Origin of the sequence: Absicoccus intestinalis (genome assembly GCF_033971885.1) — a bacterium.
Taxonomy (GTDB): domain Bacteria; phylum Bacillota_I; class Bacilli_A; order Erysipelotrichales; family Erysipelotrichaceae; genus Absicoccus; species Absicoccus intestinalis.
The window spans coordinates 106126-123460 of the sequence record NZ_JALBUS010000002.1 but is presented as its reverse complement, the minus strand read 5'-3'; the positions used below and the strand labels follow the sequence as shown (position 1 = coordinate 123460).

22 protein-coding genes are annotated in these 17335 nt (G+C 45.6%); all 22 read left to right on the top strand.

Features of this window, described 5'->3' with window-relative positions:
* The first annotated feature begins 15 nt into the window (after positions 1-15).
* Positions 16-2358, top strand: coding sequence for a virulence-associated E family protein (locus tag MOZ64_RS01810; protein WP_320324914.1), 2343 nt, complete (start codon positions 16-18; stop codon positions 2356-2358).
* Positions 2359-2720: 362 nt separating this feature from the next.
* On the top strand, positions 2721-3077 hold the full coding sequence (locus MOZ64_RS01805) for a nucleoside triphosphate pyrophosphohydrolase family protein (RefSeq protein ID WP_320324913.1): 357 nt from the start codon (positions 2721-2723) through the stop codon (positions 3075-3077).
* Positions 3058-3369 (top strand): PDDEXK family nuclease, encoded by a 312-nt coding sequence (locus tag MOZ64_RS01800; protein ID WP_320324912.1) that lies wholly within the window; start codon positions 3058-3060, stop codon positions 3367-3369. The genes MOZ64_RS01805 and MOZ64_RS01800 overlap by 20 nt, the downstream gene beginning before the upstream one ends.
* Positions 3356-4723 carry an SNF2-related protein gene (locus tag MOZ64_RS01795; RefSeq protein WP_320324911.1) on the top strand — a complete coding sequence of 456 codons (1368 nt, stop codon included), beginning with the start codon at positions 3356-3358 and terminating at the stop codon, positions 4721-4723. The genes MOZ64_RS01800 and MOZ64_RS01795 overlap by 14 nt, the downstream gene beginning before the upstream one ends.
* A 5-nt stretch (positions 4724-4728) precedes the next feature.
* Complete coding sequence (locus tag MOZ64_RS01790) at positions 4729-5148, top strand: hypothetical protein (RefSeq protein ID WP_320324910.1); 420 nt, start codon at positions 4729-4731, stop codon at positions 5146-5148.
* Between the two features lie 11 nt (positions 5149-5159).
* Positions 5160-5756 (top strand): hypothetical protein, encoded by a 597-nt coding sequence (locus MOZ64_RS01785; protein WP_320324909.1) that lies wholly within the window; start codon positions 5160-5162, stop codon positions 5754-5756.
* 219 nt (positions 5757-5975) lie between these two features.
* The gene (locus tag MOZ64_RS01780; protein ID WP_320324908.1) at positions 5976-6773 is read left to right on the top strand and encodes a hypothetical protein; all 798 of its coding nucleotides are present in this window, start codon (positions 5976-5978) and stop codon (positions 6771-6773) included.
* 41 nt (positions 6774-6814) lie between these two features.
* The gene (locus tag MOZ64_RS01775; protein WP_320324907.1) at positions 6815-7261 is read left to right on the top strand and encodes a terminase small subunit; all 447 of its coding nucleotides are present in this window, start codon (positions 6815-6817) and stop codon (positions 7259-7261) included.
* A gap of 55 nt (positions 7262-7316) precedes the next feature.
* Positions 7317-8579 carry a PBSX family phage terminase large subunit gene (locus tag MOZ64_RS01770; RefSeq protein ID WP_320324906.1) on the top strand — a complete coding sequence of 421 codons (1263 nt, stop codon included), beginning with the start codon at positions 7317-7319 and terminating at the stop codon, positions 8577-8579.
* Complete coding sequence (locus MOZ64_RS01765; protein WP_320324905.1) at positions 8576-9952, top strand: phage portal protein; 1377 nt, start codon at positions 8576-8578, stop codon at positions 9950-9952. The genes MOZ64_RS01770 and MOZ64_RS01765 overlap by 4 nt, the downstream gene beginning before the upstream one ends.
* A 1-nt stretch (position 9953) precedes the next feature.
* Positions 9954-11588: a phage minor capsid protein gene (locus tag MOZ64_RS01760; protein ID WP_320324904.1), complete on the top strand. Its 1635-nt coding sequence runs from the start codon at positions 9954-9956 to the stop codon at positions 11586-11588.
* 17 nt (positions 11589-11605) lie between these two features.
* Positions 11606-11803 carry a hypothetical protein gene (locus MOZ64_RS01755; protein WP_320324903.1) on the top strand — a complete coding sequence of 66 codons (198 nt, stop codon included), beginning with the start codon at positions 11606-11608 and terminating at the stop codon, positions 11801-11803.
* 5 nt (positions 11804-11808) lie between these two features.
* Positions 11809-12132 (top strand): YjcQ family protein, encoded by a 324-nt coding sequence (locus tag MOZ64_RS01750; protein ID WP_320324902.1) that lies wholly within the window; start codon positions 11809-11811, stop codon positions 12130-12132.
* Positions 12133-12170: 38 nt separating this feature from the next.
* Complete coding sequence (locus MOZ64_RS01745; protein ID WP_320324901.1) at positions 12171-12506, top strand: hypothetical protein; 336 nt, start codon at positions 12171-12173, stop codon at positions 12504-12506.
* Between the two features lie 280 nt (positions 12507-12786).
* Positions 12787-13344 carry a phage scaffolding protein gene (locus MOZ64_RS01740; protein WP_320324900.1) on the top strand — a complete coding sequence of 186 codons (558 nt, stop codon included), beginning with the start codon at positions 12787-12789 and terminating at the stop codon, positions 13342-13344.
* Positions 13345-13355: 11 nt separating this feature from the next.
* Positions 13356-14177: a phage major capsid protein gene (locus MOZ64_RS01735; protein WP_320324899.1), complete on the top strand. Its 822-nt coding sequence runs from the start codon at positions 13356-13358 to the stop codon at positions 14175-14177.
* Positions 14178-14265: 88 nt separating this feature from the next.
* Complete coding sequence (locus MOZ64_RS01730; RefSeq protein ID WP_320324898.1) at positions 14266-14595, top strand: head-tail connector protein; 330 nt, start codon at positions 14266-14268, stop codon at positions 14593-14595.
* Position 14596: 1 nt separating this feature from the next.
* Positions 14597-14959 carry a DUF6751 family protein gene (locus tag MOZ64_RS01725; RefSeq protein ID WP_320324897.1) on the top strand — a complete coding sequence of 121 codons (363 nt, stop codon included), beginning with the start codon at positions 14597-14599 and terminating at the stop codon, positions 14957-14959.
* Positions 14959-15396, top strand: a complete 438-nt coding sequence (locus MOZ64_RS01720; RefSeq protein ID WP_320324896.1) for a minor capsid protein — start codon at positions 14959-14961, stop codon at positions 15394-15396. The genes MOZ64_RS01725 and MOZ64_RS01720 overlap by 1 nt, the downstream gene beginning before the upstream one ends.
* Before the next feature lie 425 nt (positions 15397-15821).
* Positions 15822-16328, top strand: a complete 507-nt coding sequence (locus MOZ64_RS01715; RefSeq protein ID WP_320324895.1) for a hypothetical protein — start codon at positions 15822-15824, stop codon at positions 16326-16328.
* A 65-nt stretch (positions 16329-16393) separates the two neighbouring features.
* Entirely contained in the window at positions 16394-16786 is a 393-nt protein-coding gene (locus MOZ64_RS01710) for a DUF6673 family protein (RefSeq protein WP_320324894.1), read from the top strand.
* Position 16787: 1 nt separating this feature from the next.
* Entirely contained in the window at positions 16788-17333 is a 546-nt protein-coding gene (locus tag MOZ64_RS01705; RefSeq protein WP_320324893.1) for a Gp15 family bacteriophage protein, read from the top strand.
* Positions 17334-17335 lie beyond the last annotated feature (2 nt).

Below are 17335 nucleotides of genomic sequence, written 5' to 3'. Positions count from 1 at the left end.
TAGGGGGGGGACAAGATGAAAATAGCGACGTGCAAGAGCCGTCGGCAAAAACAGTATCATAATCTGGATATCACATGGGACGCATTCACAGAGCGCCTAAAGAGCACCGTACGAACACGCGAGACGGTGGCTGAATATAAGTCAATGAGTCGCGATGAGCAGTCGGAAATCAAAGATGTGGGCGGTTTTGTCGGCGGTGAGCTCAAAGGCGGACGGCGCAACAATCAGAGCGTACTGTCACGCTCCATGATCACACTGGATGCAGACTTTGCAGACAGTGAGTTTATAGACAATATAGACATGCTCTACGGCTATGCGTGTGTCATCTACAGTACACATAAGCATACGCCAGAAAAGCCTAAGTATAGATGGTGCATACCATTATCACGACCGGTCACACCGGACGAATACGAGGCCATAGCTAGAAAACAGGCCGAGTTCATCGGCATGGATCGGTTCGATGATACGACATATCAGCCGGCGCGAATGATGTTCTGGCCGTCTACATCCAAGGATGGTGAGTATGTATGCCAGGTCGAGGATGGTGATCTGCTGGATCCGGATGCAGTGTTAGCCGAGTATCCGGACTGGACGGACATGAGCTACTGGCCTCGGTCATCACATGAGACCGAGGTACATAAAAAAGTAGCCTCTAAGGCGGAAGATCCGCTATCCAAACAGGGTTGGATCGGGGCCTTCTGCCGTGCCTACACGATACAGGAAGCCATCGATACATTTATTCCAGATGAATACACACCAACGGCGGACCCGAACCGATGGACCTATGCCAAGGGGTCGACCAGTGGCGGACTGGTCATCTATGATGATAAGTTCGCGTACTCCAATCACAATACCGACCCAACCGGTCAGAAGCTGTGCAATGCCTACGACCTCGTACGGCTCCATAAGTGGCCGGATCTTGAAGATAAAGTGTCCAATGAAAAGATGGTCGAGCTCATGGAAAAGGACTCTAATACACGCCAGCAATTGGCGTTGGACAAGGCGGAAGCGCTCCAGGAGGACTTCGGTGACGAGACAGAAGAAAGTGATACCTCATGGCTCGAGAAGCTCGAATACGACAAGAAAGGCAACCTGAAACAGACCACAGATAATATTGTTCAAATCCTACTGAACGATCCAAATATCAAAGATGGCATCGGCGGATATGATCAGTTCAGACAGAAGCCTGTCAAGCTTGGAAGTCTGCCATGGTGGCCCTATGATCAGACGGATGCCACATGGACCGATACCGACGATGCCTCGTTAAGGTATTACCTTGAGAAGAAATACAAGTTGGTGGCTCGAGGAAAGACAGATGATGCGATCGCATATGTCCAGGAAAGACACGCATTCCATCCAGTACGCGAGTACCTCAAGTCATTGAAATGGGACGGTATCAAGCGACTGGATACACTGTTCATCGACTATCTAGGCAGTGAGGATTCTGAGTATGTGCGCGCCGTGGCTCGAAAGAGCTTGACGGCCGCCGTAGCAAGAGTATTTACACCAGGATGCAAGATGGACTACATGACCGTGTTCGTAGGTCGACAGGGCATCGGCAAGAGCCACATGCTGTCCATTCTTGGTGGAGAGTGGTTCAGTGACTCGATCACATCGATATCCGGTAAAGAAGGATATGAGGCACTGCAAGGTGCATGGATCCTTGAGTGGTCCGAATTGAGTGCCGCCAAGCGTGCAGATATAGAAGCCATGAAGCAGTTCATATCCAAGCGAGAGGACCGATATAGAAAGGCCTATGCAAGACGTGTATCTGACAACCCAAGGCAATGTGTCTTCTTCGGGACGACCAATGACACAGAGTTTCTAAGGGACTATACAGGAAGCCGACGCTTCTGGCCAATCGGTACGGATGCTGATCGAGCGACCAAATCGATATTTGAGGGCCTTCCTAAGGAACGTGATCAGATATGGGCAGAGGCAACGGCGTACTTCAGACAAGGCGAGAAGCTGTATCTTCCAGATGAGCTTGAGAAGAAAGCGACGGAAGCGCAGGAAGAGTATACCTATCGTTCTGTACGTGAGGACCTGGTACGCAATTATCTCGACACCAAACTGCCAAAAGGATGGAAAGATATGGACCTTGGAAGCCGAATCCAGTGGCTCAATGATACCGATGAGGACAGGGTACAAGGCACCGAGGTACGTGACTGCGTCAGTCTGTTGGAGATATGGTGCGAGGTCATGCAAGGTTCACGGATCAAATTTACTAACTCGGACCAGAGAGAACTGAAGGCCATCATGGACCATATCGGATGGCCAAAAGGGAAATCACCAAGGCAGAGAGGGCCAGAATATGGCAAACAAAAAGTGTACATCAATCCAGAAACCAGGCAATAAACTGGAAACGGTGGCGTTCAAATTGGAAACGGTGAAGCCAAAATGGAAACGGTTAAGATTAAATTAAATGTTTAATAATAAATGAACTTGGAAACGGTGGAAACGGTAAAATGCTTTTTTGGAAACGGTGAAATCGGTCACTGTTTCCAGTTGAAAAGCGATAAAATAAGCGTTTTAGAGCTATTGGAAACGGTGGAAACGGTAATTCTTATAACTTAGTAAAATATATAATATATAGCATATACACGCGTATAATACGCACATACACGCGTATACGCGTATAAAGTTTTAAACCTCACCGTTTCCGTTTCCGCGTTTCCAGTCAAAAAGATTTGGAAAAAAAACAATTGGAGATGATGAAGATGATTAATCAAGAAACACCACTAAGAACATTGATAGACGATAAGCATCAGCTTAAGGTGCTTGATTACTACGGTATCGAGCATCAAAGTCTGATTGCTATGGAAGAACTGTCCGAACTGCAGAAAGCAATTAGTAAGGCGGCAAGATACGTGGACGTGTATATGCTTGATCTTACTTCAGAGAACCCATTCCTTCGCAATATGGCCGAAGAAATCGCAGATGTGTTGATATGCATCCGGCAGATGGAACTCTATTACGTTCTGCCGGATGATCTGATCCTTTACTTTGTTCACAAAAAAGTCGAACGAAACAGGGCAAGACTTGAGGTAAGAACACATGGTCGAGAAACAGATTGAGCATTACCTGGTGCATCAGATCGGACTTCTCAACGGTTTGTGCTTCAAGTTCACGAGTCCATCCAATGCCGGCGTACCGGATAGGCTGTGCTTGATTTATGGATATGCCTTCTTTGTTGAGACCAAGGCACCAGGTGAAAAACCAAGAGAACTTCAAAAAGCCATAGCCAAACAGATCCGCAAGCGCGGCACCAAGGTGTACTGCCTGTCTTCCAAAGAGCAGGTCGATGATCTGATCCGGTCGCTGAGCGCTGGCATGCTTCCGCAGGAGTCACGATATGACAGAATTTAGACCACACGACTATCAGAAACGTGCGATACGGTTCTGCCTGGATCATAAGAAGTGCGGACTCTTTCTTCCAATGGGTGCCGGCAAGACCGTGACTACCTTGACGGTACTGGATCAGCTGGTACCGATCGATGTGTGCAAGGTGCTGATCATCGGTCCGGTACGTGTCATCCAGTCCACCTGGCCCGATGAGATCGAAAAATGGGACCACACGAAAGATATGAGCTACTCTGTCGTTGCTGGCACACCGAAGCAGAGAGAGGAAGCCTTACAGGCTGATGCCGATATATTCTTGATCGGCAAAGAAAATGTGCAATGGCTTGTTGATAAGCATGGCCGTGATTGGGCCTTTGATATGGTGGTTATTGATGAGCTATCGGCTTTCAAGAATCCAAAGGCACAGCGCTTTAAAGCTTTACGAAAAGTGATGCCTTTGGTCGACCGGTTTATTGGTCTTACTGGTACGCCAGCACCAAGAGGTATACCGGACCTTTGGAGCCAGATCTATCTGATGGATCGAGGCGAGAGGTTAGGCCGTACGCTTGGCCAGTTCCGTGAGCGATATCTCAAGCCTGGAAGACGGAACGGCTATATCGTCTACGAATGGAAGCCACAGGACGATGCAGAACAGCGCATTTACGAGCGTATAGGCGATATCTGTATGTCCTTGAATCAGAAGGAGTGCGCCGAGCTTCCGCCTGTCCAGCGCCTCGAAATACCAATCAGGATGCCTGCTATGGCGCTTGATCAGTACCGCGCTTACAAGCGAGAGAAAGTACTGGAACTGAACGATAATGATACCTTGATAGCTGCCAATGCCGGCGTACTTTGCGGTCAACTGCTTCAAATGACCTCCGGAGAGATATACACCAAAAACGATAATGGTGAGATTACAGGTACACAGATCGTCCACTCTTCCAAGCTTGCAGCACTGGATGATCTGATCGAATCCGCGAATGGGAATCCGGTGTTGGTATTCTACTATTTTCGACATGAGCTGTATCGCATCAAAAAGCACCTTCAGTCGATGAAAGTCAACGTCCGCGAATTGGTAGACGCGAAAGATGTAAACGCCTGGAATCGGGGCCATATAGATGTCCTGTTGGCACATCCTGCCAGTGCAGGGCATGGACTTAATCTGCAGAAAGGCGGTCACATCATGGTGTGGTATACACTGCCAAACTGGGATCTTGAGTTATATCAGCAAGCCAATGCTAGATTGTACCGCCAGGGACAGAATCAGAATGTATTGATATACCATCTGATCGCCAAAGATACGATTGATGAAGATATGATCATGGCTCTGGACCGTAAGAAGGTCACACAGCAGAACCTGATCGATGCATTAAGGAGGTAGAAGACATGACGTATGAAGATTTGATATCCGAGTTCAAGACGGTGCGATACTGCTGCCACCGTCTGATCGAGATCAATGAAGAACTTGAAGTTCTCAATCACAAGAAGACAGGACTAGCCCGATCTGGTCCAAACCTCACACCGGAGCAGATACGGAGCCCTCTGCCAATGCCGCACTACCAACCGCAGTACCACAGTCCACTGGCTTTGTATGAGATCATATCCAGTAAGGAGGCAGAGTTTGAACACTTCCGCAAGCGGCTGCTTGATCTGCGGTGGACGGAGCTATTGCCATTGGCGGATCAGAATATCTTGTGGGACCTGTACATCTACCGAAAGCATTCAGACGATGTGGCGGAGAAGTACGGGTATACACGTCAAGGTATGTGGAAGCACATCAAAAAAGAAATTAGAAAGTTATGTTGAGGTGAATAAGAATGCAAATAAAAGATCCTAAATTCAAAGAAGGTCAAAAAGTCAGAGATATCGAAGATGGTGATATCTATACTGTAGTAGAGATTGACAGGTATAGTTTTTCGGGAAATGAATACTGGTATGAACTTGAAGCTGATAGAAAGAAATATACATATACAAGACCAGAATCAAAGTTAGAAACATATATTGATAAGCCTAAAACGGTATGGGAATTGCAAGATGGAGATGCATGTTATTTTATCAATGTTAATGGAAGCGTCTTGCCTGGACCATGGGATGGTAATCCTTTACAAATTGGAAGCAGGGAAATATGTAACGTATTTTTAACGAAAGATGAAGCGGAAACCGAAGTGGAAAGGCGTAAGATTGAAGCAGAGATGCTGCGTCTTGGGGGAAGGAGAACGTTTAAAAAAGGAGAAAATAATTACTATATCGTCTGTGACTTTGATTCTCACTATGATATATGGATTTATAATAATAAGTCTGATGGCTTTGGAATAGGAACGATCTATTTTGGCTCAGATAATGAAGCGTATAACGCTATCGATTCTATCGGAGAAGATAGAATTAAAAAGTATATCTTCGGGGTGGAATCGTAAAGAGTTTACACTGTAAACCACTTTTAAGTGGTAATATGATATCGTACGAAGTCCTAAGGAAAGAGGGCTGTATGATAAGCACACGAGGCGGACGTATTTAACGGACCGCCTTTTTACGTGCTGCTTTCAGGGGTCTTATTTCAATCCTCTTGAAAATAACACTCGTTAGCACGCAGAAATGCGTGTTATTTTTTATACTCATTTTCAGAAAGGAACAGAATGAAATTTGAATCAGCAGAAACAAAGGAATATAAAGATTTTGTTGACAAGTTTAAGCCAAAGCTGACAACAGATGACTGCTATACACCGGAGAATGTATATGCAGTAGTCAGGAACTGGGCGGTTGAATACTACGGGCTTAAGGGCAGGGAGATAGTGCGGCCGTTCTGGCCAGGTGGAGATTATGAGAACTATGATTATCCGGATGGCTGCGTTGTGATTGATAACCCACCTTTCTCGATAATAAGCAAAATACGCAGATTCTATGTAAAAAATGGTATCAACTACTTTTTGTTTGCACCCGCGCTTACGCTGTTTTCTGCTTCTGTGGAGGATAACTACTTACCTGTAGGGGTAAATGTTACATACGAGAATGGCGCGGGCGTCTGTACGTCGTTTGTCACGAACCTCGGAGATTGGAAAATCGATGCCAATGCAGATTTGTACAAGGTTGTGCAAGTAGCAAACAATGAGAATCTGAAAAAGCAGAAAAAGCAGATGCCTAAATACTCATATCCGCCGAACGTATTGACGGCAGCTATGGCACAAAGGATTGCGCATAATGGCATAACATACCGAGCAAAAGCGGAAAGCATGCACTTTATACGAAGTCTCGAATCGCAGAGGAGACGTAAAAAAGGTATTTTTGGTTCAGGTTTTCTTTTATCCGAGAAAGCGGCGGCAGAGAAAGCGGCGGCAGAGAAAGCGGCGGCAGAGAAAGCGGCGGCAGAGAAAGCGGCGGCAGAGAAATGGACGTTGTCTGATGATGAGTGGACGATCGTTCGAGATTTGAAATAATCTTGCCGCCTTTTTACGTGCCTAGACGAAAGGAGGTAGCCATGACTGAAAAGCAGATGCTATTTGCGGAAGAGTATCTTAAAGATTTGAATGCGACAAGGGCTTATTTGTCTGTTTACAAAAATGTTAAAAGCGACAGAGTGGCGAGTGCCTGTGCATCTAAGTTGCTAGCAAAAGCTAACGTCAAAGCCTATATAGACGATCGCCTTGAAGCAATACATAACGATAACACTGCGGACATCAACGAAGTCATGGAGTATCTTACTTCCGTAATGAGAAAGAAATCGAAAGCGGAGGTCGTGGTTGTCGAGGGTACTGGTAAAGGTTATTCGAAAGCTAGGACCATCGAAAAAGCACCGGATGAAAAAGAGGCCTTGAAAGCCGCGGAACTGCTTGGCAAACGCTTCGGACTGTTCGACGCGAACCAGGTGGAAGATGTACATGATGAGGTGGTGATCATCAATGACGCACCGGAAGAAGACAGTTAGACTGTCCGATATCCTTATCCCAAAGTATCTGCCACTGGTCAACGACAAGACACATATGCATCAGATACTCACGTCCGGTCGCGCCGGAACCAAATCGAGCTGTATGGCTATACTGGCCGACTACCTGATCGTGGCAGAACCGGACACCGCTGTCGTGGTCATGCGCAAGCATCACAACAAGCTGCGTAAGACAGTCTATAAAGAGTGTATTCGAGCAATCCAAAGGCTTGGCCTTAAAAAGAGTCAGTTCAAGATCACCAAGAGCCCAATGCAGATGACATATCTAGCCAATGGAAATACGATCTACTTTACCGGATCTGATTCGATTGATGATACCAAAGGTATGATCGATGAGGAAAGAAGCATCCGCATGGTCGTATTGGATGAGCTGACTGAATTCTTTGACAAGGGAGAAGGCGCCGAAGAGCTATCCAACATTGAAGCCACCTTCGTACGTGGCAATGATAACTTCTTCCGTATGCTCTACCTGTTCAACCCGCCGAAGAACCCGAAAGCGCCTGTTAATGAATGGGTGCGCATGATGGAGAAGCGGTCCGACTGCATCCACATCCATTCAAGCTACAAGGATGTGCCGGCCGAGTGGCTTGGACAAAAGCTTATTGATGCGGCCAATCAGATGGCCGAGGCCGATAACAAGATGTATCGATGGGTGTGGCTTGGTGAGGCGGTCGGTATCGATGATCTGATCTACTACATGTTTGATCCGGACAGACACATCCGACATATAGGCTCTACGGATAACTATGCTTACTATGCGATCGGTGTCGACTATGGTCAGATGAACGCGACCACCTATCAAGTGTTTGGCATGGATATGACAAATAAGTGTATGCAAGGCCTGGATGAATATTACTATTCCGGCCGTGATACCGGACGGCAGAAGAGCCCTAGCGATTACGCCAAGGACTTTCGCGCTATGCTTGATACCTTGTATGAGACGCATGGAAGAAAGCGTGTATACGTCTATATTGATCCGTCTGCCAAAGGTTTGGCGGAGGAGATCAAGCGGATATGTCCGGAGATAGTATTACGAAATGCAGACAACACAGTGACCGAAGGAATCAACCGAGTGCAGAAGCTGTTAAGCTACGATGCACTTTTTTTATGTGATAAGCAGAAGAATGCAGAATCTGAATTCTATTTATACGGCTACGACCCCGATTCGATTGATCGGGGCCTCGAGAAGCCAATCAAAGAGCATGACCACGCGATGGATGCAATCCGGTACGCGGTCATGGGACAGTGGCGCACCATGAAGCGCATGCTGCCGTACTTAGAAAGGGAGGACAAGGAATGAACGAACAGGCCAAACAGACATCGTCCGGTGTATGCGCCTATCTGAAGAATCTTGGATATGACACTGTCGATGCCGAGTATTACAAAATCATACAAAACTGGATGGATTGGTACATGAATAGCTTGGATGACAATCACAAGACACAGTACTGGAATGGCGTGACTGTGAGGTCCAGGGTCATCAAGTCACTAGGGATGGCGAAAACGGTGTGCGAGACATGGGCCAATTTATTGATGAACGAAAAAGTTCAGATTGCCATTGAACCGGAAACCGTCAATACCCGAGTCCATCAGATATTGGATGCCAATGACTTTGAAGGGAACACCAACGAATTGTGTGAGAAGTACTGTGCGTTAGGAAGTGGGGCCTTCCTGGAATACATGAAGGATGATGAGATCTTCGTTGACTACATCATGGCCAATATGATCTACCCATTGTCCTGGGATTCGACAGGTATTAAAGAGTGCGCCTTCGCGTCCCAACGCCACGATAAGAGCATTGGTGACTATCTGTATATCCAGATGCACGTGATGGATGAGAGAGGTCTGTACCAGATCGAGAACCACATGATACAGATCAAGGCAAGTGGTTCCTTCGATGAATTGCCGCTACCGGAAGGCATGGAACCAATTACATACTTGAATACGGATATCCCACTGTTCCAGATCGTGAAACCAAAACAGGTCAATAATGTGGATATCTACAACCCGATGGGCATATCTGTATACGCGAATGCGGTAGATGTACTGAAAGAAATCGACACGACCTTTGATGCTTTTGACTCTGAGGTACGCACCGGACGCCGACATATACTCATGGCTGGCGAAGGCTTCACGATGGACGCCAACGGTAACCAACACAATGTGATTGATGACAATGAGGAAGTGTTGCGCATGGTCGGCGAAGGTGGAAGCGATGGCGGTATTGAGCTACATGACTTTAGTCCTTCTTTCCGGATCAGTGAACTAAAAGAGGCTTTGCAGTTTCAGTTGAATTTACTATCTGAGAAATGCGGTATGGGTACCAATCAATATGAATTCGCCACCAAAGGAGTCAAGACGGCTACTGAGGTGATCAGTGAGGACAGTGATATGTACTCTACGTTGAAGAAGCATGAGAAGCCACTGGATACCGCTATCCGTGGCATGATCCGTGCGATTGGCTATTTAATGGGCACAGATATCCAGTATGAAGATATCCAAATTGACTTTGATGATTCGATCATCGAAGACAAGGAGACCGAGCGTAAAAATGACCAGACAGACCTGGCCAATGGAACGCTGCGTCCTGAGGAATACCGATCGAGATGGCGCAATGAATCCATTGAAGAAGCTCTCAAGAATCTGCCACAGCAAGCGGACGTACTAGAGTAGTATGATCGACCCAAGCACATTAGAGTCCTATGGTTATGGCGCGGAAAAGATCTTTGCGAATTTGGAGATACGGATCATGCTTGATGTGGCCAGGCGGATCCATGACGCCGGTGTGATCACACGTAGTGCGGATTGGCAATTATATCAACTCAAATTGATGGGTTACTCCAATGCAGATATACGCAAGCTTGTAGAGAGCGCGCTCGGTGATTCTGAGGCTTATGTCAATGGCCTTTACGAAGAAGCCATCAAGACCGACTACATTCGCTACAAGCCGATGTATGAATATCTGAATAAGGACTTTGTGCCATGGATAGCCAATACGCAATTGCGCAATATCGTTGATCAGAAGCGAAGGAACACGATCAATGACTACACCAACATGACTCGAAGCCTTGGCTTTGTCGTAAAAGAAGATACCGGACTGAAAGCGGTAAGGCTAACGGACTATGTTAATGACAAGCTCAATCAGTGTTATGTAGATATTGCATCCGGTGCCTTTGACTACAACACGACTCTGCGCAAGGCCGTAATAGAGATGACCAACTCCGGCGTGAGGTGGATCAACTATGACACTGGATGGCACAACCGCATAACTGTAGCAGCAAGACGTGCGGTCATGTCGAGCCTATCGGATATCAACTCGAGTATATCCGATCAAGTGGCCAAAGACCTTAACACAGATATGTTTGAGGTTACCGCACATGCGAATGCTCGACCAACCCATGCCGTTTGGCAAGGTGGATGGTACACCAAGCGAGAGCTTGAAGAAGTATGTGGCCTTGGAGATGTAACGGGCCTTCTCGGGGCGAACTGCTACCACAATTATTACCCGGTGATACCTGGACTAAGTAAGCACACTTACACCAAGAAAGAGCTCGAAGAGTGGAAGAACGACACACCAAAGGAATATGAAGGTAAAGACTATACAGGTTATGAGGCAACGCAAAGGATGCGTAAGATGGAGACCAATATGCGCGCCTATCGTGAGCACATCAAGATCTTGAAAGAGTCCGGTGGTTCCGAAGTTGATATACTGGCCACACAGGCCAGATATCGAGCTCAGATGAATGAATACGCTAGATTTAGCGATGCCATGGGTCTGAAACAGCAGAAAGAGCGCATCTATGCCGACGGGCTTGGTAAAGTTGGTACTGGTATCCCGTCAAGAGGTGATAAGAGAACAAATAATGTATCGCTTAATAAATATTCAATGCTGTTAAAAGGCAGAGAGAAGGCGATTCAAAATCATGATATATCAGCTTTGATTGACGAAGAAACCTATATAAATGTTGCTAAAGAAGTCGATAAAAAGCTAGTTGGATTAAAGACTAGTGATGATATAATGATTACTGGATATAAGACACACTTTATTGATAGGGTGATTGGCGAATATCAATCTAGTAACGAAACCATAAATAAAAACAGTTTTGCTGTTAAGGCTGAGATTATGAGCGAAAAGCCAAGACAAGGTGTACCTATTGAGTATATAAAAGACTGCTTACAAAATAGCGATAAGGCGACCATAAAGCCGCATAAGAGTGGCAAGCGGTCTAAAACATATATCTTAAAAGGAAAATGTGCGGTTACTATAAACCCCGATAGCGGTGATTTAATACAAACCAATAGACTATAAAGGAGGCGATCAATTTGTTGTTAGAAGAAGAAAAAAAATGGATTACAGAGAATATTAAAAACGGTTCAAGAATTATTGATTCACAAGATAAAGAAGAAATCATTCTTTTTTTACATGAATTTACTGTTGATGAGTTATATGACAATGACTTTGAAGCCACAGAAAAGACCCATATGGCCGAATCCATTATTGATCGTTTAGTCATTAGTGAGTGATAGTCATGTCCGAAAGTATTAAATTAATTTACAAGATACTCAAGATACTTGAGCAATCTATGGATTATCCTGAATTCGATATTAATAGACTAGACCCTGAAGCGCTTGGTACTTCTTTGAATCGGCGCAATGCGATCCTGGAAATGCTTCTCAAAAAAGGCTATATAGATGGTATCGCAATCAAGAAGTATGTTGATGAAGAATCAAATACTATCTTAGGCCTTGGTAACATCAAGATAACGGTTGACGGTCTTGAATATCTTGAAGACAATAGCCTGATGAAAAAAGCGGCAAACCTTGCAAAAGGAATCGCAGAAATAATTAATTAGCACATCTGAAATGGTGTGCTTTTTTAGTGGAGAGATGAATGGTATATATTTTAAATACGCGATATGAGATATTTTATCGCAATCGAAAAGATGATGTGGAACTTGAAGATGCAGATGGGTATGTTGATTTTTACAATAAAAAAATTGTAATCTGCAATTTAGACGACTGGACTAATACAACGCCAAAAGCCATTGCAGAACGAATGAAAGAGACCTTGCGCCACGAAATTATTCACGCTTTTCTTTTTGAGAGTGGGTTGTCCACATGTTCTGGATATACAGATCATTGGGCTAAAAATGAGGAGATGGTCGATTGGATTGCAATCCAAGGGCCAAAGATCCACGAAGCTTGGAAGAGCGCTGGGGCCATATGATCATGTGCAGACACATCTATACTGAATCGATTGATAAATCATACTACGATCATAACCTACAATGCAGAGCAGAAAAGAGAGTACGTACGTGTATTCTTTGCGGCAAGACAGAAAAGGAGACGATATACGTGAAAGATCCGCCGAAGCGAAAGCTACCTAAATTTATTCATGATGATCTAAGTGATGCTTAGGTCTTTTTAAATGCCCTCGGTATGGCGTTAAAAGGCAACGACCGGAGCGGAGCGAACCGTGTTAAAAAAGTGTTATGGAGGAAAATTAAATGAAACGAGATGATCTAAAAAAGATCGAGGGGCTTACCAGTGAACAGATTGATGCCATTATGAAGTTGCATGGTACCGATACCTCAGAATGGAATCAAAAACTGGAAGAACAGAAAAAGGAAATCCAAAAAAGAGATGACACGATCAATGAATTGACCGAAAAGGTCAAGACTTATGACGGTGTCGATGTAGCAAAGCTACAAAGCGATTTGAGTGAGTGGGAAGACAAGTACAACAAAGATATGGCGGCGAAAGATAAAGACTTCGCGAAGCAGATGTATTTTAGTACGATCCAATTCAATAGCAATTTGGCCAAGAAAGCCGCTATGGAGGCGTTCGACGAAAAGAATCTTGAATTCAAAGATGGCAAATTCATTGGCGCCGATGAATTTATCGAGGACCTGAAGAAGTCCGATCCACAAGCTTTCAAATCAACAGATCCAGACCCTAAGCCAAAAGGAAAAGGCGCACCAATGGGTGGAAGGGCACCTGGGTCTGATGACCTGGACGGCGTAGAAGAGCGCTTCTACGAATTGAATCCAGGACTTAAGAAATAGGAGGATAAAAGATGGCACATACACCACAAGAAAGATATTCAAATCTAGTATTAGCGAAATTACGCGCTACTTCCATCTTTGCCGGGTTATTCAATACCCGCTATGAAGGAACACCAACGGCCGGAGCCGTAAAGATCCCAGTACGTGATACTGAAGTAGCGGTTGGCGATTACAATAAATCAAAAGGCGGAACCTTATCCGAAGGAAGCACAGCTTACAAAACATTACCTATCGATAAAGATAAATATGTAAATGAATTGATTGACGGATTTGACGCAGAAAGTGTACCGGACAACTTGGTAGCCGATCGTTTAGATTCGGCCGGTTATTCGATGGGCGTTAGCTTGGATTCAGAGTTGGTTAATTTATGCGCGACCACTGGTACTGCTTTGTCTGGAACCGCAGCATTGACCAAATCCAATATCTATGAAGATATCGTGGATGCTGTGCAGACGGCAAAAAAGAAGCACATCAATGTCAATGAGATGTGGCTAGCGGTAACCAACGACACATACGCAACATTGTTGAAATCCGACCAATTCATCCATGCGTCACAATTAGGTGATTCGGTGATCCAGTCGGGTGTGGTTGGACGTATTGCCGGTGTCAATGTATATGAATCCGACAATATTGATGACAAATTGAATGTCCAATACATTCTTGGTAACAACGTATTCTGCCACTATGTAGCTGAGTGGATGGTACCTGTAGCAATCAATGACTTGAAAGACGGCGCACATATCGGTGCTTCCGCAGTCCAAGGCCGTCAGTGCTATGGCGATATGATCTCACGACCTGAAACTGTATTGGTCAAGAAAAAAGCATCCGCTTAGATCGGAGGTGTAGCTGATGGCTCTTACATACGATAACTATGAGAGCTCGAGCCTTAGTCCGATGACACATCAGGAGTATGACTACTATGTGGATGATGCGATCATGACGGTGCGCGGTTACTGTCACGGTCGCATTCCGGACGATCTGTCCGAGATGGAGACACAGGAACCAACGGCCTATAGGGCCCTTGAAAAGTGTGTCTATCGTGTGGCTGATCGTTTGAAAGACTTTGACAAGGCCTTTAACCAGATGGACGGCATCGCAAGTGAAACCACGGACGGGCACTCGGTCACTTTTGAGAAGCGTGATCATGCGAGCCAGGAAGCAGATCTGTACAGATTGGTACGTAAGCACCTGATGCCTACCGGGCTACTGTATAGCGGCTATGATCCTTATTGGGACGATCGGAAGTGGTAGCATGTTGGATACTGATCAAGTGATCACACACGTATACAGTGTGTATGACAGAGCTACGCGCACCAATGTCCATAAGAAGGAAGTGCTAACCGGTTCGTGGTTCCGTAAGAGCCAGGTCACGATCGAGGGCAAATCCGCAGTAAGTGCGGATGCCGTGATCGTACGCATACCGGTAGCAACCGCAGCTGATGCACCTGTGATCAAGGTGACGGACTGCATGGTACTTGGTGATGCCGATATTGAGTGCAAGACCCTAGCAGATATCAAGAAGGCCTATCCGGAGTGTTTCGAGGTCCAGTCCGTGACCTATAACATGCACTCCGTATCCGGCTACTCCAATCATGTGAGAGTGAGCGGATCCTGATGGCACGTACTTTTAACATTCCACTTGAAAATCGGACCATTGTGATACGCACCAAAGGCGGCGAGGTCAAAGGTGAGCTCAAATGGAACCCTACTTACAACCCAAGCAATCGCTTTGAGGTCGCACAGACCTATGTCGATACAGAGGTCATCCGATTGAGTGATCCTATGGTACCGTTCCGTCAAGGTGTACTGCGAGGCAGTGGCATGCGAGCATCATCGATTGGCGATGGTTGGGTACGATACAGTACGCCATATGCGCGCTATCAGTACTACGGCAAGGTCATGATTGGTCATGCACCTAAGACCGTTACCAACATACCGCTAACCTATAGCGGAGCACCACGACGCGGTGCGAAGTGGTTCGAGCGAATGAAAGCACAGAATCTGAATCATATCATGAGAGGAGCTGGACGGATAATTGGAAGTGGTAAATAAATTAGAAAAGATACGTGACTATTTCTGCGAATGCCCGTATCTAAAAGATGGACTTTTCAATGTCGACTATCTAGGCAATGAAGCGATACAGTACGCTATCGTAAGCCAGATCAACGCCAGTCCCGTGATCAAGAGATACACGGATGGCGAGAAGCTTATGCAGTATCCTTTCAGTTTCATGTCCGTGGGGCAATACTCGTCGGACATACTGGATCAGATCAGTGCATCGGGCTTCTATGAACGGCTTGAAAAGTGGATAAATGAACAGAATGATATCGGTAATCTGCCCGACATACCGAATATCCAAAGTATTGAGGTACTCGCACCAGGGTACCTTTTTGACGTATACGGCACAGGTATGGCCAAATACGAGATTCAATGTCGGGTAACATACCTGGAATATTAGATTAAAGGAGGATAACTAAATGGCAGAAGCTAAAAAAGGCTTAGTAACACGTGATAAGAAGGTCGCCTTTATGCAAGTAAGTGGTGCGACCGATGGGACTTATACACGCATGACGAAATTCACAGAAATGTCGAAAAGCTCTAACGCAAATGAGTACTCACGTAAATATGTAGATCAACCAGGCGAGGACAGTGACGTAACAGGATACAGTCCATCTTACTCTTATGCCTTCGATCAATACGTGGGCAACGCCGTGCATGATGATATCGTCAAGATCACGGATAACGAATTGGTAGGTGACGATGCCGTACGTACGATCATCGTGGTTGACTTTACGCAACCAGGTACGACAGAAGGGTCGTACAAAGCTAAAAAGCGTCAATACTCAGTCATCCCTGATTCGGACGGAGACGACGAGAACACTTACACATACTCCGGTGATTTGAAATCCAAAGGTGTATCGACAGATGTGGTTGTTACGACCTCGGATGATTGGGCTACCTGCAAGGAATCTGCAGGCGCCTAAGCAAATATGATGGATGAGCACTTAGCTCATCCTTTTTAATTTTCTGAAAAGGAGGATAAAGAACCATGAGCAAATGGAAGATCAGAGATGCAGTGCTCGAATTTGACTGGAACGATTATGATGACACCATGCGCTTCCATGAGGCTGAGGAAGCTCTTAATAAAAAGGATTTGGAAAAGGCCCTAAACAAGCCAAATATCACGCAATGGGATCAAACAAAGCTATACTGTGAGGCCTGGAACCAATACTTTGATACGGTATTTGGCGTCGGCACATCTGATAAGCTTTTCAACGGCAAGCGCAACCGCGTGCTTACAACGACCACGATCTGTGCCTATACCGAATTCATGAGGAAGGCCCGTGAAGAGGCAAATAAGGCAGATGTAGAAGCATCTAAACAGCTAGATAAGGCCTATAAAGATTTGAGCGAATTCTTGAAAGATAAAATGGTGAACTAGTATGAATCCACTAACTCAGAAACTGCCGTCAACACTGGCCGTATCTGAGAAAGAGTATCGGATCATCACAGACTTCCGGTACTGGTTGCAGATCAATGAGGTGATCATGGGACATACAAGAGATGATATAGGTGCTTTGATTGAAGGCCTATTCATGGAGGAGACGCCAGAGAGCACAGACGCCGAAGAACTGATGCAACAAATTGGGTGGTTTCTGCGATGCGGCGAACAGCTGCATGCGCAAACATCCAAGCAAAAAGAGACCTTCAGTTACACGGCGGATGCGGACTATATCATAGCCGCCTTCCAGGAATTCTATAGCATTGACCTGATGAGCATCGATGATCTGCACTGGTGGCGGTTCAACATCCTCTTAAATGCCATGAGCGGAGACAGTGAGCTCAAAGAGCGCGTGCGATTCCGAAATATCAAGCTAAGCGATATCAAGGACAGAAAGCAGCGCAAACAGATCAAGCGGATACAACGTATGATCGCACTGCCTCATGCGCCGATTGATGATACAGATATAGGTGCCGCTTTATGGTAAGG

Excerpts from the sequence above, each read along its gene's own strand:
- MOZ64_RS01750 (WP_320324902.1), top strand. The coding sequence starts at position 11,809 with ATGTCCGAAAGTATTAAATTAATTTACAAGATACTCAAGATACTTGAG.
- MOZ64_RS01780 (WP_320324908.1), top strand. The coding sequence starts at position 5,976 with ATGAAATTTGAATCAGCAGAAACAAAGGAATATAAAGATTTTGTTGAC.
- MOZ64_RS01710 (WP_320324894.1), top strand. The coding sequence starts at position 16,394 with ATGAGCAAATGGAAGATCAGAGATGCAGTGCTCGAATTTGACTGGAAC.
- MOZ64_RS01705 (WP_320324893.1), top strand. The coding sequence starts at position 16,788 with ATGAATCCACTAACTCAGAAACTGCCGTCAACACTGGCCGTATCTGAG.
- MOZ64_RS01785 (WP_320324909.1), top strand. The coding sequence starts at position 5,160 with ATGCAAATAAAAGATCCTAAATTCAAAGAAGGTCAAAAAGTCAGAGAT.
- MOZ64_RS01725 (WP_320324897.1), top strand. The coding sequence starts at position 14,597 with ATGTTGGATACTGATCAAGTGATCACACACGTATACAGTGTGTATGAC.
- MOZ64_RS01805 (WP_320324913.1), top strand. The coding sequence starts at position 2,721 with ATGATTAATCAAGAAACACCACTAAGAACATTGATAGACGATAAGCAT.
- MOZ64_RS01770 (WP_320324906.1), top strand. The coding sequence starts at position 7,317 with ATGCATCAGATACTCACGTCCGGTCGCGCCGGAACCAAATCGAGCTGT.
- MOZ64_RS01745 (WP_320324901.1), top strand. The coding sequence starts at position 12,171 with ATGGTATATATTTTAAATACGCGATATGAGATATTTTATCGCAATCGA.
- MOZ64_RS01760 (WP_320324904.1), top strand. The coding sequence starts at position 9,954 with ATGATCGACCCAAGCACATTAGAGTCCTATGGTTATGGCGCGGAAAAG.
- MOZ64_RS01740 (WP_320324900.1), top strand. The coding sequence starts at position 12,787 with ATGAAACGAGATGATCTAAAAAAGATCGAGGGGCTTACCAGTGAACAG.
- MOZ64_RS01765 (WP_320324905.1), top strand. The coding sequence starts at position 8,576 with ATGAACGAACAGGCCAAACAGACATCGTCCGGTGTATGCGCCTATCTG.
- MOZ64_RS01790 (WP_320324910.1), top strand. The coding sequence starts at position 4,729 with ATGACGTATGAAGATTTGATATCCGAGTTCAAGACGGTGCGATACTGC.
- MOZ64_RS01720 (WP_320324896.1), top strand. The coding sequence starts at position 14,959 with ATGGCACGTACTTTTAACATTCCACTTGAAAATCGGACCATTGTGATA.
- MOZ64_RS01775 (WP_320324907.1), top strand. The coding sequence starts at position 6,815 with ATGACTGAAAAGCAGATGCTATTTGCGGAAGAGTATCTTAAAGATTTG.
- MOZ64_RS01795 (WP_320324911.1), top strand. The coding sequence starts at position 3,356 with ATGACAGAATTTAGACCACACGACTATCAGAAACGTGCGATACGGTTC.
- MOZ64_RS01810 (WP_320324914.1), top strand. The coding sequence starts at position 16 with ATGAAAATAGCGACGTGCAAGAGCCGTCGGCAAAAACAGTATCATAAT.
- MOZ64_RS01800 (WP_320324912.1), top strand. The coding sequence starts at position 3,058 with ATGGTCGAGAAACAGATTGAGCATTACCTGGTGCATCAGATCGGACTT.
- MOZ64_RS01735 (WP_320324899.1), top strand. The coding sequence starts at position 13,356 with ATGGCACATACACCACAAGAAAGATATTCAAATCTAGTATTAGCGAAA.
- MOZ64_RS01715 (WP_320324895.1), top strand. The coding sequence starts at position 15,822 with ATGGCAGAAGCTAAAAAAGGCTTAGTAACACGTGATAAGAAGGTCGCC.